Raw genomic sequence first — 15,319 nt, 5'->3', positions numbered from 1 at the left:
TTATTTAAAATAGGAAAATCTATTCTTTCATAATAGCATTTAGCAGCTCCCAAATTTCATTATCAAAACTAGAAGGACCTAAAAGTTCTTCATTACTGGCATCGCCCATGCGAACAACGACTAAATCTAAACTTGGAACCATATATAATTTTTGGTCGTTTAATCCTAATCCGGCATATAAATCATCAGGGACGTTTGGTATTAAACTACCCTTGTACTCATTAACCGAGTTAGGTAATCTAAAGCTATTCTTTCCATTTAGCCAATAAAGGTATCCATAGGATAGATTTATATTTTGGGATGTGTTTGTCATGGCATTAAAGTAAGTCTGGTCAGAAAGAATAGAAATTCCGTTCCAATTACCTTGATTTAGGTTTAATATTCCAAAACGTGCCATACTCCTGGCAGAGCTAAAGAAAACATTATTATAGCCTACTTTAATGAACATGCCTTGCATGCCAATTGGTTCTTTGATTTTTTTGGAAAAATAGGAATTAAAATCGGTTTCGGTAGCATTTGCAATGACATCATCAAGTAAGGTGTATGGTGCATTATGATAATACCAAAAAGTGCTGGGATTATTTAAATATGACAAACACTCCAGGTCTGTGCAGAAAGTGTCATCCACAGTATAATCTAGACCCGTAGTCATGGTCAATTGATCTTTTATGGTGATGTTTAATTCTTGTTCTAAAGACATATTGGACCAGCCTTCTCCTAAATAGGTAGAAGTAGCATCTGTAATATTAAGGTGTTCTTCTTCTTGGGCAATACCTGCTAGCATAGCCGTTATGTTCTTTCCGGCTGAGTTCCATGTATGGTTATCCCCTGACTTAAAATTGCCAAAATATTTTTCAATAACTATACGGCCGTCCTTTAATACTATAAAGGCATCGGTGTTATTAGTATCAAGAAAGGTATAAAGATTATTTAATTTACCTTCATTCCAACCAAGTGTTTTTAATGAAATAGACTCCCATTCATTAGTTCTGGCGTTTGGAGGAAAGTAAGTATCGGTTGGTATCTGTGTACTCACTGGTGGCGTACCGTTTTGTTCAGGTTTTAAATCAGTTTCAGAATCACTAGAACAAGAAATAAGAAAGAAAAGTAAGGCAAGTAGACTGAAAAATTGAGAGAATTTCATGGTTTACTTCAATTTAGGGATAGATTAACGTTGATCAACTAAAGATTACGTGTAATTTTGCACATATCTAACGTTTTTAAATACCCAAATCGTATTTTTGCACCCCAATTTAAATTATGAGGACAAAAACTCTTAAAAAGAACAAAATCAACGTAGTAACGCTAGGTTGTTCAAAGAATGTTTATGATTCTGAAGTACTTATGGGTCAGCTGCAGGCCAATGATAAGGAAGTTGTACATGAAGAAGAAGGAAACATAGTTGTCATTAACACCTGTGGTTTTATTGCTAACGCAAAAGAAGAAAGTGTTAATACCATTTTAGAATATGTTCAAAAGAAAGAAGATGGTGCGGTAGATAAAGTCTTTGTTACCGGCTGTTTAAGTGAGCGTTATAAGCCAGATTTACAAAAAGAGATTCCTAATGTAGATGATTACTTTGGAACCAGTGAGTTACCAGGTTTGTTGAAAGCATTGGGTGCAGATTATAAGCATGAGTTAATAGGGGAGCGTTTAACGACGACTCCAAAGAATTATGCCTATTTAAAAATTGCTGAAGGGTGTGATAGACCTTGCTCATTTTGTGCAATTCCGATTATGCGTGGAAAGCACAAGAGTAAGCCAATTGAAGAAATGGTAACCGAAGCGGAAAAACTTGCGGCTAAAGGTGTAAAAGAGCTTATTTTAATTGCCCAAGATTTAACGTATTACGGATTAGATTTATATAAGAAAAGAAATCTTGCTGAACTTCTAGAAGCATTGGTAAAGGTTGAAGGAATAGAATGGATACGATTACATTATGCATTTCCGGCAGGTTTTCCAATGGATGTGTTAGAAGTAATGAATAGAGAACCAAAAGTTTGTAACTATTTGGATATTCCGTTACAGCATATATCTGACCGTATTCTTAAAAGCATGCGCAGAGGAACTACAGAGGCAAAAACTACTAAGTTATTAAAGGAGTTTAGAGCTGCTGTGCCAGAAATGACCATTAGAACTACTTTGATAGTTGGTTACCCAGGTGAAACAGAAGAAGATTTTGAAATTCTTAAAAACTGGGTCATTGCTATGCGTTTTGAGCGTTTGGGCTGTTTTACCTATAGCCATGAAGAAAATACACACGCGTATACTTTGGTAGATGATGTGCCTGAAGAAGTAAAACAAGAGCGTGCCAATATTATTATGGAAATACAATCTCAGATTTCTTGGGAATTGAACCAGAAGAAGGTAGGAGAGACTTTTCGTTGCATTATAGACCGTAAAGAAGGAAACCACTTTATAGGAAGAACAGAGTTTGATTCGCCAGATGTGGATAATGAGGTTCTGATCGATGCTACTAAGCATTACGTGAAACAAGGAGAATTCGTAAATGTAAAGATTACAGAAGCTGCTGATTTTGACCTATACGGGGAACCGGTTTAAAAATACTTAAAGTTCTTTCTTCATCATACCAATAGTGAAATAACCTAAAAGGGCAATTACAACGCCGATGATAACCCACAACCACCATTTGTTTTCAAAAAGAGGGTTGGTTGTTTTGTTTTTTGGTTTAGGTATTTCTGCTTCACTGCCAAAATCTAATTTTGTAATATTAACTGGTAAAGAAACGGTAGTTTTTGAGATATCATAATTGGGAAAGGTGCCATTTGGCCTACCGTAAACTAAATAGTAAGTAGCGGGTTCTGTAAAACGTGTGGTTAAGGTGTGCACATATCCTTTAAGCTTTGCTCTAGAGATTTTTAATGGCTGATTGTCGTTGTTAAAAACAATTACGCGCACTTTATTCGCTAATGTTCCGGGTAGCTGAAAACTATTATCTTCCATCGAAGAAAGTGTTTTGGTAGCTAAAGGTCTATAGTTGTAATAGAATCCATTTTTGGTCTTTACACTATCAGCTAAGTACTGAATTGAGATAGATCGGTAATAATCAATTTTATCATCAACGTAGAACTCTAACAAGTTTAACGGAACACGTTTGTTTAAATCAATATCTATTATGGTTTTCTTATCCTTTTGTGAAACGGTAAAAGACTGTATTTTATAATCTCGATAATCCGCAGCCTTTTTTGCCTTTTTACGAATGTTTACCTCAGTTAACGTCGGCTTTTTAGTGCTTTTAATCAGCACTCTATAATACCTATAATTAGCATCAGGGAACTTTAACGATGTAAACGAATAATTTGTTTGGTCATTATTGATAGCCAATATACGGTAGTCTTCTAAAATAGTGAACCATTGTTTTTGATGTTGACTGCCTTCAAGAGTAATTTCCCAATTGAAATTAAGGTCCTCAATGTTTAATAGAATCTCATTGATAGTTTCTTTCTGGGGTAGTTTATACGTGTAGAAATAACCTTTGGAATTGTTTACGCTGTTCAATAAAATGAAAGATATGTCCGACTTTGAATTTTCTGCTTTAGAAACTTTGTGCAGATATGGTGCTTCAATAGTATCGGTAGCGGTGACCCCATAAATGCGAATATCACTCATATTTGTATTCACATCTGCAAATACATCGTTCGGTATTTCTATGTCATGCCATTGACTATTTATTCCTTTTAAGGCTACTTTTTTAGAGTAGGAATTCATCTGAGCGAAACAAAATGAAATGGTTAGAAAAGCAATTATGGTTAGAAAACTATTTGGTTTCATCAGAAATAATGTGTTTGTATTTGTTGTAAAGAAATGAAATAATCAATAGTAATACCCCTAGAGACACAAATACGATGGTTTTGGAGATTGTATTTAGAGAAGAGATATCATAGAAGAACAATTTAACCAACGTGATCGAGAATAGTATAATGGCACCAATACGTAGGTACTTTTTCTTTTTCCATATACCAAGTCCGATCAATAGCAACGCATAGATTCCCCAGAGAATACTAAGTCCTAATTTGTATGATTGATTGGAACCGGATAAGTCCATCCAATTCAGTAATTCACTACTTGTAACCCATATGATAGCGGTATGCAAAAGAATATCGAACGGAATTTTAAGATCGATTTTTAGATACTGTTGCTGGGCAAATTTGTAAATAGTATATAATAGAAAAGCAAAGAATGCAAATGAAATATAGCGCATATAAATGTTGTATGTTCCTATATTATAAAATTCAGCAGACTCCTGCGTCAAGTAATTTTCACGCAACTCGCTCAAGGTATATAGTCCGTTCGTTAAAAAAGTCAATGTGATAAAAAGAGCGGCACCTAATGTAACAAGTCCTAAAATTTTGTGATTAATTTTTTTGATATTAATGAAGCCTAGAATACCAATAAAAAGCATAGCGTACAATAAGGACCATATAGATCCTAAATCAACCAGGTTGTAATTGTATTCAGGGTAATTGCCTGCAGATCCAGATAAATCTATTTTAGATGCTTGGAAGGCTTTGTTCCAATAATGGTCAATTTCAAAATAGATAGCGAAATATAGCGTTAAAATGAACAATGTGGGAATACCTATATCCATTAATTTATGGATTAATGATTTCTTATCTAGTGTGTGTTTAGATTGAAAATATAGCATTATACCATATGCGGCAACACATAGTATAGAAGTAAGGAATGTAGTATTTAAAATGGTACTAACATCGCCATTAGTACTGCTAAGCCACGAGTAAGTTGCTGACCAGTCCATACTTAAACTAAAGATAGAAAGTGCGGTTAATATGTAAGATAGGTATTCGTAAAAAGATACTTTGTTGGTACGCCCGATCCAAAATAAAAGTGCAGCTTCAAAAGCCCAAATGAGTGTTACCCAATTGCCGTCTAACTGTACTGGTACAGCTATGGTAATAAAGGTAAGTACAAAGCCAGATGTCAAAAAGAACAGCTTTCGGTCAGCTAATTTTCTTTTAAAAATAAGCACGGTTATGATAAAATGAATTAATGCATTGAAAAGGGTAAATAAACCTAGATAAAACTTACCACCTTCATAATCGTATAACCATGCAATACCGAAACCATAGAATATGAAAGAATTCAGCATAATAAGGATAATATCAGCGGCTTGGAATTTTTCTGATTTTATTAATTTAAATGCTAAAAAGGTAGCGTAGAATAGCAGAAAGAATATACCTAAAAAGGCAAAGCCCATGATAAAATCTTCATTGTAGCTTGAGAATGTATACCAGGATCCATAAATAAGCCAGGTGAATGTAAAGGCTACGTAGTAAAGTGCCTTCCAATATTTTTTAAATGAAATAATCAAAAGACCAATATTGATCAAGACTATATAACTGAATAGGGCAGTGACATTACCAGAATTGTTACTTAATAGAAATGGCACGGCGTAAGCGCCAACAAGACCAATGTGAGCAATGATTTGCTTGTTGTAACTCAGTGCGGCGACAACTCCAAAAACGGTAAATAATAACATAAGACCAAACGCTATTAACTGCGGAAATAGTCCGTAAAGATCATATGCGATATAGGTTAAGAAATAAAGAATAGCCAAAGCACCACTAACGAGAACGGCACTATAGCTTTCATATTTTGCTTTCAATTTAAACCCAAATCCTAATAAACCAAGTCCAACCAAATATCCTAAGATAATTCTGGTTAATGGACTAATTAAATTATTTTCAATAGAATACTTTGCACCAATACCAACACCAATAACGGTAATCAATATCCCTATTTTATTGATAAGGTTTTCGCCTATGAATTTCTCAAGGTTAGATTTGCCTTTTGGAAGTTTTATTTTCTTTTTAGGTTCTTCCTGTACGGGAGCAATTTCTATTGGAGTTTGAGCAGGTGTAGGAGTTTCAATTTCAACGGCTTTATTAATTATTGTAGCCTCTTTTTCAATATTTGCTTCTTGGGGTTTAGTTGGTTGTTCAGGAGTATCTTCGTTGAATTTTATCGCCTGAGTATTTCTAAGTATTTGAATGTCTTTGCGAATTTCATTTACCTCAATATTAAAGTCTTGCTGCTTTTTTAAAAGCAGTTCTAACTTTTGCATTAATGCATTTATTTGATCTTGATTGTTTGGCATTTGTGATGGTTTTTGCACTAACAGATTAATGTCTTCTATTTTAAACGCAAAAGATGCGAATATGTTGGGAAAAGTGCCATGTAGCTATAAAATGAATATCCCTGAAACTACTTTAGTTGTCTCAGGGATATCTAAACTAGGCGTTTTTTGTATTGCGTTACTTTTCAAAATACAGATAAATATACATAGCCATGCCAAATTCAGTAGTATCCGTAGATACCAAACGCCAGCCATTTTTAGCATATTCGTTTAGTTTATCTTGAATTGCTTTATTTGATGACTTCGCCAAATGATTTCTGTCAAAAGTAAATTTAGAGTAGAAAATGAGTGTTTCAACTTTGTATTCTTTCATACTGTTTTCTATTTAACCATGAATAAAGCATTGGCGAAAAATAGTTTTCCGTTTTCCCAAAAACCTCTGAATAAAGGATTGTCTACCATGTATATTACTTGTCCGCGACCCATTTCTTCTGTTCCAAAAATTAAAGTTTCCGCAATTTTTTTCTTTGCTTCGCTACCTGCGAATCCAGATATGGGTTCATTGGCACCCTTACTTAAATAAACTGCGCTACCGTTTTCTAGGTAATTATAAGAACGTGCGCCTAGTTTAAGGGTAAAATAAGTATCGCTGTAGCCATAAGCCAACGGATTTGTATTATCAACTGTTGCTTTAAAAATAGCACCTGTAATAGCAGATTTAATCTGTTCTCTTTCAGAAATTTCAAAAGAAGCAATAGTAGTAGAAGAGTCCTTTGGCATTTCTTTTTCAGATAGTTCAAAATCTTTATCCGCAGTTGTGATACCATCAATGGCTCCGCCCATAGCAATTAATTTACCGCCACGTTTTACCCAATCTTTAATTTTCTCTTTAGTGTAGGTGCTTAAGAAACTATTGTAACCACGCCCGTCAGGTAATATTAAGATATCATATTTGGTAAGATCAATACGACCAAAATAAGCCTCGTCCAATACGGAAATAGGGTAGTCCAATTGTTGTTCAAAAAAGTTCCAAATTTCTCCAAAGCGAAGGGTAGAAGTAGGCTCTCCAGAAAGTACGGCAATATTTAAATCCTGGATCACATCAACATAACCTGAACCAAAATCTTTACCGCTTTCTACAAAACCTGTGTTAGTAGAAGTTAAATTTTTAGCGTTGTTGGTAGCTGCCGTTTTAAGAATATCGTTAAAGTTATTTAGATGTTTATTATCTCCTTTTGTGATGATCAAGGTGCCACGTTCATGAGAAATGCCATCTAAAGTAAATGGCTTGTGTGCATAGCGTACACGTACTTTGTTGCGTAATAATTCAGCTAAGAACCTAGCATCTTTCATACTGTTCCAATCTGCTAAATAGGCATATTTGTCGGCATCAATACTTTTAATTTCAGGCTTGTTTAATTTTGTAGGTGTTCCGCTTAAATTACTTTCACTGGCAATAGCATCCAATCCGTATGCATAAGGTAAGGACCATGCGGTAATATCATAGGTGACAGAATCGCTTAATTTTGCCATGGGTTCAAATAATACTTTGACCAAGGTACTTTTTGGCTGATTTGATGAAATTACTAAACTCTTATTAGTACTTTTTAATGAACCAGAGTTGCCTGTAGCGTAGTTGTAACCTTTAACTGTAGCATTTGAACCTGCTTGGTATTCAATTTCATGCTTGCTTAATAAATCTGCCAACGCTTCAATTTTATCTGGGTTACCGTTCAATACATAGCTTTTGTATTTGAAATTTTTATTCAAGTAGAATTTCTTGAATTCATCATTCAATTTAGAAACGTTTTTAGATGCTACTTCTACTGTAGATAGACCGGTAGTTAAATGATGCGCAATTCTATCTTTTAAAGTGAGCGTATCTCCAATGCTTGTAGTAATGCCTAAACCGGCACGACCACTGCCACCTTGCTCATAAGTCATACCAATACCACCATTGTAGGTAGGGTAGGTGTCGCCATAGCTAGGATAGAGTAAATCGAACACCTCTTTTGTAAAATAAAACCATCCGTTTTCATCAAAATACTTAGCGTGGTTTTTACCAATGGTTTCTTGAAACTCTCTCTGAAAATCTGTGATTACCTCATGAAAAGGTTCAGCGGCAGGGGCAAAGTAGTACGGGTTGTCAACACCTTGCTCATGAAAATCTACGTGTACATGAGGTAACCATTTATTAAACTGCTTTAAACGTTGCTGGCTTTCAACTTGTGTAAGCCAAGCCCAATCTCTGTTAAGATCGAACATGTAGTGGTTGCTACGACCGCTCCACCAATTTTCATGATGCTCCTTACTATTAGGGTCTACCTGGTTGGGTGAGTTTTTAAATTGGTTGTACCAGTTTACATAACGATCTCTACCATCTGGGTTAATACATGGATCGATCAATACCACAATGTTTTCTAGATAACTGCTTTTAGTAGTAAAAAGGTCATAGATAGTTTGCATTGAAGCTTCTGTACTTACGCTTTCATTGCCATGAACATTGTAGCTAAGCCAAACAATTGCTTTGTCCGGTGATCCCTTGCCATGAATGCCTTTCATGTGCTCTTCCTTAATTTTATCAAGGTTTTGCATATTTTCCTTGGTTGAAATAGTAGCCAATAACAAAGGTCTGCGTTCATTGGTTTTTCCATATTCCATAAGGTTCATGCGCTGAGGTTCCGCTTTGGCCAAGTATTGGTAATAATCAACAACCTCATGATGTCTTGTAAACTGAGTACCTAGTTCATAGCCTAAAAACTCTGATGGAGATTTTAATTGGGCCAAACTTAAAAGTGGAATAAAAAGTAATGCGTAGCGTAGAATTAGTTTCATATAGTCTTTTGTGTTGTGAGTCAGCCAAATCTATTAAAATAAATGCAAAATGACCTCTATTTGTAGCGTATTTAGTATTAACGGTAATTAACTTATATTTAGGAAATGTAAAATGAAAGGGTTTTATATTTACCAAGTATTTACTTTTTATATGGATATTGATTGTTTGCCCTTAAAAAAAACGGGTTATTTTTCGAAATTAATTTGCGACTACACTGCAGCGGATATTAAGCTTAAACCATTATATAATCGGTTTCCCGATATGGAAGGTTTTAAAGGGCAAATAGAGGAAAAAGGAAAGCATTTTACCCAAGTGCAACGAGATGTGTTGTATGCTTCAATGCAAAATCAATATAAGAATACAGATATTTCTAAGGGTACGGCCGCTAATATAGCGTTGTTAAAAGAAAGGAATACGTTTACTATTGTAACTGGCCATCAGTTAAATCTCTTTACTGGTCCGTTGTATTTTTTATACAAGATTATTTCTACAATCAACCTTGCCAAGCAATTAAAAAAGGAATTTCCAGAAAACAATTTTGTTCCGATTTATTGGATGGCTACGGAAGATCATGATTTTGATGAAATCAATTATTTTAATTTCAAAGGATTAAAATTTCAGTGGAATAAAGAGGCATCTGGTGCTGTAGGGCATTTACCTACGGAAGGGCTAGAGGAGGTTTTTGCATTGTATTCAAGAACTATTGGTGACAGCCAGAATGCGAAGGTATTAAAAGAGCTTTTTGAAAACGCCTATTTAAAACATGATAACCTAACGGATGCAACCCGATTTTTGGCCAATGAAATTTTTAAGGATTACGGGCTAGTTATTGTTGATGGTGATGATATAGATTTGAAAAGGACACTAGTGCCTTACATGAAGAAAGATATTTTTGAACAAACGGCGTTCAAGAAAGTATCTGAAAGTATAAGTAAGATTGAAAATATTTCATCAGAATATCCTGTTCAGGTAAATCCGCGTGAGATTAATTATTTCTATTTAGTAGAGGGTGTTCGTGAAAGAATTATAGAGAGTAAGGGGAACTACCTAGTAAATGAAACAAATATATCATTTACAAAAGAGGAATTGGTAGCTGAGATGAATGCGCATCCAGAGCGTTTTTCACCTAACGTAATAGCTAGACCTTTATACCAAGAAGTAATTTTGCCTAATCTTTGTTACATAGGTGGAGGTGGGGAGATTGCGTATTGGTTAGAATTAAAGGCAGCTTTTGAGGCTGTGAATGTGCCTTTTCCTATTTTATTGGTAAGAAATTCAGCTTTGATCATTACCGAGAAGCAAGCTGATAAGTTAGAGAAAATGAATATCTCCAAATCTGACATCTTCTTAAAGCAGAATAGCCTTATCAACAAAAAGATTCGAGAAATTTCAAATATAGATATCGATTTCTCACCACAAAAGAAATTGCTAGAAGAGCAATTTAAAGATATGTATGTGCTTGCAGAAAAGACAGATAAATCTTTTTTAGGTGCTGTAAAAGCACAAGAAGTAAAGCAGAAAAAGGGATTGGATGCTTTAGAAAAACGTTTGTTACAAGCACAGAAAAGAAAATTGAAGGATCACGTAGTGCGTATGACAGAACTACAAAATGAAATGTTTCCTAATCAATCACTTCAAGAACGACAAGCAAATTTTTCTGAATTTTATTTGGCATACGGAGAAGATTTAGTGCCTATGTTATTTAAAGCTTTAGATCCGCTAGATTTAAGTTTTACCGTTATCACCCAAAAATAAATAATGGGTAATAACGCATCTCTACATAAGGTAGCGGTACTTGCTGTATTGTCATTTTTAACCATAACCTTAATTACATTTTTTAAAAGTGCTTTAGAGTTAGAAGACGCTGAACAAGCATATTATTCACAGTGGCTTCGTTGGGGGTATGATGATCAACCACCACTTTACACGTGGTTGCAATATGGTTTCAATTCTATATTTGGTGTTGGTAAATTGGCATTCTCTATGCTAAGAGGTGTGTTGTTTGCAGGAACATTATTGTTATTGTATCAATTTGCGGGACTACGGATTAAAGAGGCAGATACATCTAAATTAGCTGTTTTAGCCTTGGTTTTAATACCCGTATATATCGATTTTACTTTTCGTAGGCTTTCGCATACTAGTTTGTTGTGTTTGTGTGTTGTAGCATCATACTATACCATACAACTATTAATAGCACAAAAGTCTTTTTTAAATTATTTTTTCCTTGGTTTGGTTGTAGGTGTGGGCATGATGTCTAAATATAATTATGCATTCTTTTTGGTGACCTTTGCCCTGGTTGCTTTATGGGATAAGGAATTAAGAGCTGTAGTTTTTAGTCCAAAAATACTGTTGTCGGTTTTCATTTCTACTTTAATTGTAACGCCACATGCCTACTGGTTATTGGGTCCGGACGAATTTCAAACATTTTTAGCATCTAGTGTAGAAGAGAAAATAGGTATAAAAGAAGCGGAATCGGGATTTTCGTTGCTTCCTGTTTTAATTTATTTAAAAGGCTTGTTCGCCTTAATGTTTCCTCTTCTTGTAGTAGTCGGCATAGGCTATTTCTCAAAAAAGGTGAGTTTCAATACGCCAAAACTAAATTGGTTTGTTAAAATGTTATTTATGCAATTACTGGTATTAGGCTTGTTTTTTGTCATTTTTCAAAGTCAGAAAGTAGAAACCAGATGGTTATTGCCGCTTTTTATACCTTTTGTAGTGTTACTAATGGAGAAAGTAAGATTTAAGAATAAAAAAAAATTAGTTTCTGTTGGCTACTGGGTTTTTATTGCGGTAATAGGTGTCCAAACAATAAGAACACCAATAGAAAAGGTATTGAGTATACCTTCATCTGTACATTTTGGTTTTGAGCCAATAGCCCATAAATTGCAACAAAGCTGTGATGATTGTCTATGGGTGCTTCCTAATGTTACCTATGCCGGTAATGTGCGTTTGTTGCATCCGGAGCAAACTATACTCTCAGCAGATGATTATTCGTTATCCGCTTTAGAACTGAAACATGATAGGGGAGTTGAAATAATAATTAATCCATCCGAAGAAAAACAAACAGTACCGGTTGATAGTCTTATTGAATTTGGGAAAGAAAAGGAAAATCTATACTTCTATATAAATTAAGGAACTAGAAATTCTCCGTTCCATTTATCATTGGTCTTGGTAAAAAGTGCTCTAATATGATTAGGTCGTTGCAGTTTTAAATATTCAATTTTAGTTGGCATAATGTCGATCATGGTAAAGTAATTTTTATCTTCAATATATGCTACATGATCGGGCTTTTCAATAGCATTACCCGGGCTAGTTTTTGTAATATAATCTTTTCTGTTGTTGGGTTGAATGTTATGCCAAGTCGTGTTTAATCTATCGGTATCCGTTACTATTTGGGCAGTACCTTCAACTTTTAACTGTAGCATTTTCTCTGGATGATATAATAAAAAGCTAGCCTGATCATTTGCGGCAATGTGTTTTATCTTTTGCGTGCGGCTATCGGTATATATGGTTAGGCGCAAATCGTCACTAACCTCACGAAGTACAACGGTACGCAAACGAGCTACCGTTTCGTTGCCAACTGTCGCCATGGTAATGAACCTGAACGGGTGTCCTCTTTCAATTACTCCGTTATGTATTTCAGTACTTAATTCTTCAAAAAATGAATGGATCATACTTGTAATTTATTTTAAAGTAAAAATAATACGATTTATGGGTAGGGTATAAGAGAAGTTGGTTGTTATCTAAGTAATAGCTGTGAAAAGGAAATTGATTAGGTTCAATTTTTAAGCTTTGGTTTAAAATTGGTTTATTTAAAAGCTCAGGGTGGTTCCTGAGCTTTTTTTTTTAGGATGAATGTAAGGTGATAATAAAGGTAACGACTTAGTCTTTGAATACAGGTTGTTATGAAAAAGATTTTTTTTAATGTATTCGGTTTGATAATTGGTTGAATGAAAAGCCCGGGTGATTACCGGGCTTTTACATTTTATATACTGTTTGGTTATATTAATAAATGAAATTGATCAAAGAAATGTCTTACTTTACTTTATACTCTAATCTCATAGTAATAGACGCGGTTTTGTTTTTAGAAGAGGTATTATAGGCGCCTCCCCAACTGTAATCTTCTCCAGAATTTTGACCTGTAATTTGAAAAACGCCCATGCTGGCAGAAACCAGATCTCCTAAATTACTACCTGCATTTTCTGCTATTTTTTCTGCACGTATTCTAGCATCTTCCGTAGCTTTTGAAATCATTTCAATTTTCAGGTCGGCCAATTTTGTGTAATAATACCTTGGAGGCGAAGAGTTGAACTGAACACCCTTGTTCAATAATTCTGTAATTTCTCTAGATACGCCTTCTATTAGGGTAACGTTTTCAGATTCTATTTTTAAGGTTTGTGTTAATTGATAGCCTCTAAAAATACTACCAACGTAATTACCATTTTCATATTGGTTATCTCGCATTTCAGTAGTTTGTACACTGTTAAAAATTATGCTGTTGGCATTAATGCCTTTAGAGGTTAAATATTGGCGAACAATTTCTTTGTCTTGATTTAATTGGTCAAAAGCAGTTTTTAAAACGGTACTATTGGCAGAAAATTGACCTTCCCAAACAATTAAGTCAGAGGTAAAATTTTCGTTGCCCAAACCGGTAACTGAAATCTTTTGGGGTGGGTTTGCCCTTTGTATATATGCGTTGCCCAAAAAATATGCGGCAATGATAATTGCTGCTCCAAAAATAAATGCACTAATGTGTTTCATAAAAAATGTTTAAATCTGGTTTAAATATACCAAAAGATACTTTTCAAGAACGGTCAATTTGCTATTTTTGCCCATGCAAAATAAAGTCCTGATACTAGATTTTGGTTCACAGTACACCCAATTGATTGGAAGACGCGTACGTGAACTGAATATTTTTTCCGAAATTAAACCTTATAATAAACTACCAAAAGACCTTTCTGAGTATAAAGCGGTGATTCTTTCCGGGTCTCCTTTATCTGTTAGAGGTGACGATGCAGTGCATCCTGATCTGTCAGAGATCAGAGGTAAAAAACCATTATTGGGCGTATGTTATGGCGCACAATATTTGGCGCATTTTAATGGGGGTAGTGTAGAAAAATCAAATACAAGGGAATATGGTCGTGCCAACCTTAGTTTTGTTAAGGAGAATGAGCCATTTTTTGATAAGGTTGGTACAGGTAGCCAAGTGTGGATGAGCCATGCAGATACGATTAAACATCTACCAGAAAATACCACCTTATTGGCAAGTACCCATGATGTGGAAAATGCCGCCTATAAATTTGAAGGGGAAGAAACTTATGCTATTCAATTTCACCCAGAGGTTTATCACTCTAAGGATGGAAAACAAGTGTTGGAAAACTTCTTGGTACATATTGCCAAAATGGAACAAACTTGGACTCCCGATGCCTTTGTGGATAAAACGGTGGCAGAATTAAAAGAGACCATTGGTAATGAAAAGGTAATTTTAGGATTATCAGGTGGTGTAGATTCTTCTGTAGCAGCAGTATTGTTACACAAGGCAATAGGCAAAAACCTTCATTGTATTTTTGTGAATAACGGTCTCTTAAGAAAGAATGAGTTTGCCGATGTATTAAAGCAATATGAAGGTATGGGCTTAAATGTTAAAGGGGTAGATGCTTCGGCACGCTTTTTGGATGATTTGGCAGGTGAGAGCGACCCAGAAACGAAAAGAAAAACTATTGGCCGTGTATTTATAGAAGTTTTTGATGATGAATCGCATTTGGTAGAAAATGCAAAATGGTTGGCTCAAGGTACAATTTATCCAGATGTTATAGAATCGGTATCGGCTACTGGTGGTCCGTCACAAACGATAAAGAGTCATCATAATGTAGGAGGTCTGCCAGATTTTATGAAATTGAAAGTGGTTGAACCTTTGAAAATGTTGTTTAAAGATGAGGTCCGAAGAGTTGGGGCTAGCATGGGTATAGATAAAGCTTTGTTAGGAAGGCATCCGTTCCCAGGTCCTGGTCTGGCAATTCGTATTCTTGGGGATATTACACCAGAGAAAGTAGCTATTTTACAAGAAGTAGATGCCATTTTTATCAACGGGTTAAAGAAATGGGATTTATATGATAAGGTGTGGCAAGCAGGGGCTATGTTATTGCCGGTAAATAGTGTTGGTGTAATGGGTGACGAGCGTACCTATGAAAAATGTGTGGCACTTAGAGCTGTAGAAAGTACCGATGGTATGACTGCGGATTGGGTGAATCTGCCCTATGAGTTTCTACAAAAAGTATCAAATGATATCATTAATAAAGTCCCTGGGGTCAATCGTGTCGTATATGATATAAGTTCAAAGCCACCAGCAACAATAGAATGGGAATAGT

At 35.1% G+C, this 15,319-nt stretch carries 11 protein-coding genes; 4 read left to right on the top strand and 7 right to left on the bottom strand.

What is annotated here, in order from left to right; all coding sequences use genetic code 11:
• Positions 1-19 precede the first annotated feature (19 nt).
• Positions 20-1,144, bottom strand: a complete 1,125-nt coding sequence (locus BW936_RS14250; RefSeq protein WP_076549261.1) for a serine hydrolase domain-containing protein — start codon at positions 1,142-1,144, stop codon at positions 20-22.
• A gap of 116 nt (positions 1,145-1,260) precedes the next feature.
• On the opposite strand from BW936_RS14250, the gene rimO reads away from it, so the two are divergent.
• Positions 1,261-2,562 carry a 30S ribosomal protein S12 methylthiotransferase RimO gene (gene rimO, locus BW936_RS14245; protein ID WP_076549259.1) on the top strand — a complete coding sequence of 434 codons (1,302 nt, stop codon included), beginning with the start codon at positions 1,261-1,263 and terminating at the stop codon, positions 2,560-2,562.
• Between the two features lie 6 nt (positions 2,563-2,568).
• Here the strand turns inward: rimO and BW936_RS14240 are convergent, their stop codons facing one another.
• The 4 genes from BW936_RS14240 to BW936_RS14225 form a co-directional block, all read right to left on the bottom strand.
• Positions 2,569-3,792, bottom strand: coding sequence for a DUF3999 family protein (locus BW936_RS14240; RefSeq protein ID WP_076549257.1), 1,224 nt, complete (start codon positions 3,790-3,792; stop codon positions 2,569-2,571).
• Positions 3,779-6,136, bottom strand: a complete 2,358-nt coding sequence (locus tag BW936_RS14235; protein WP_076549382.1) for a DUF2339 domain-containing protein — start codon at positions 6,134-6,136, stop codon at positions 3,779-3,781. The genes BW936_RS14240 and BW936_RS14235 overlap by 14 nt, the downstream gene beginning before the upstream one ends.
• A gap of 157 nt (positions 6,137-6,293) precedes the next feature.
• A complete protein-coding gene (locus tag BW936_RS14230) occupies positions 6,294-6,488 on the bottom strand; it encodes a DUF4177 domain-containing protein (RefSeq protein WP_076549254.1) in 195 nt (64 codons plus the stop codon).
• 8 nt (positions 6,489-6,496) lie between these two features.
• Positions 6,497-8,950: a M14 family metallopeptidase gene (locus tag BW936_RS14225; RefSeq protein ID WP_076549252.1), complete on the bottom strand. Its 2,454-nt coding sequence runs from the start codon at positions 8,948-8,950 to the stop codon at positions 6,497-6,499.
• A 151-nt stretch (positions 8,951-9,101) separates the two neighbouring features.
• On the opposite strand from BW936_RS14225, the gene bshC reads away from it, so the two are divergent.
• A complete protein-coding gene (gene bshC, locus BW936_RS14220) occupies positions 9,102-10,706 on the top strand; it encodes a bacillithiol biosynthesis cysteine-adding enzyme BshC (RefSeq protein ID WP_076549380.1) in 1,605 nt (534 codons plus the stop codon).
• Positions 10,707-10,709: 3 nt separating this feature from the next.
• Positions 10,710-12,083 (top strand): ArnT family glycosyltransferase, encoded by a 1,374-nt coding sequence (locus BW936_RS14215; protein WP_076549249.1) that lies wholly within the window; start codon positions 10,710-10,712, stop codon positions 12,081-12,083.
• Here the strand turns inward: BW936_RS14215 and BW936_RS14210 are convergent.
• Entirely contained in the window at positions 12,080-12,625 is a 546-nt protein-coding gene (locus BW936_RS14210; RefSeq protein ID WP_076549246.1) for a pyridoxamine 5'-phosphate oxidase family protein, read from the bottom strand. The genes BW936_RS14215 and BW936_RS14210 overlap by 4 nt on opposite strands.
• A gap of 361 nt (positions 12,626-12,986) precedes the next feature.
• A complete protein-coding gene (locus BW936_RS14205) occupies positions 12,987-13,712 on the bottom strand; it encodes an SIMPL domain-containing protein (protein ID WP_076549244.1) in 726 nt (241 codons plus the stop codon).
• A 73-nt stretch (positions 13,713-13,785) separates the two neighbouring features.
• Between BW936_RS14205 and guaA the strand changes: the two genes are divergently transcribed.
• Positions 13,786-15,318, top strand: a complete 1,533-nt coding sequence (gene guaA, locus BW936_RS14200) for a glutamine-hydrolyzing GMP synthase (protein ID WP_076549242.1) — start codon at positions 13,786-13,788, stop codon at positions 15,316-15,318.
• Position 15,319 lies beyond the last annotated feature (1 nt).

Source organism: Maribacter ulvicola (assembly GCF_900155985.1).
Taxonomy (GTDB): Bacteria; Bacteroidota; Bacteroidia; order Flavobacteriales; family Flavobacteriaceae; genus Maribacter; species Maribacter ulvicola.
The sequence above is the reverse complement of the archived record's forward strand: the minus strand, read 5'-3'. Positions and strand labels throughout refer to the sequence as shown.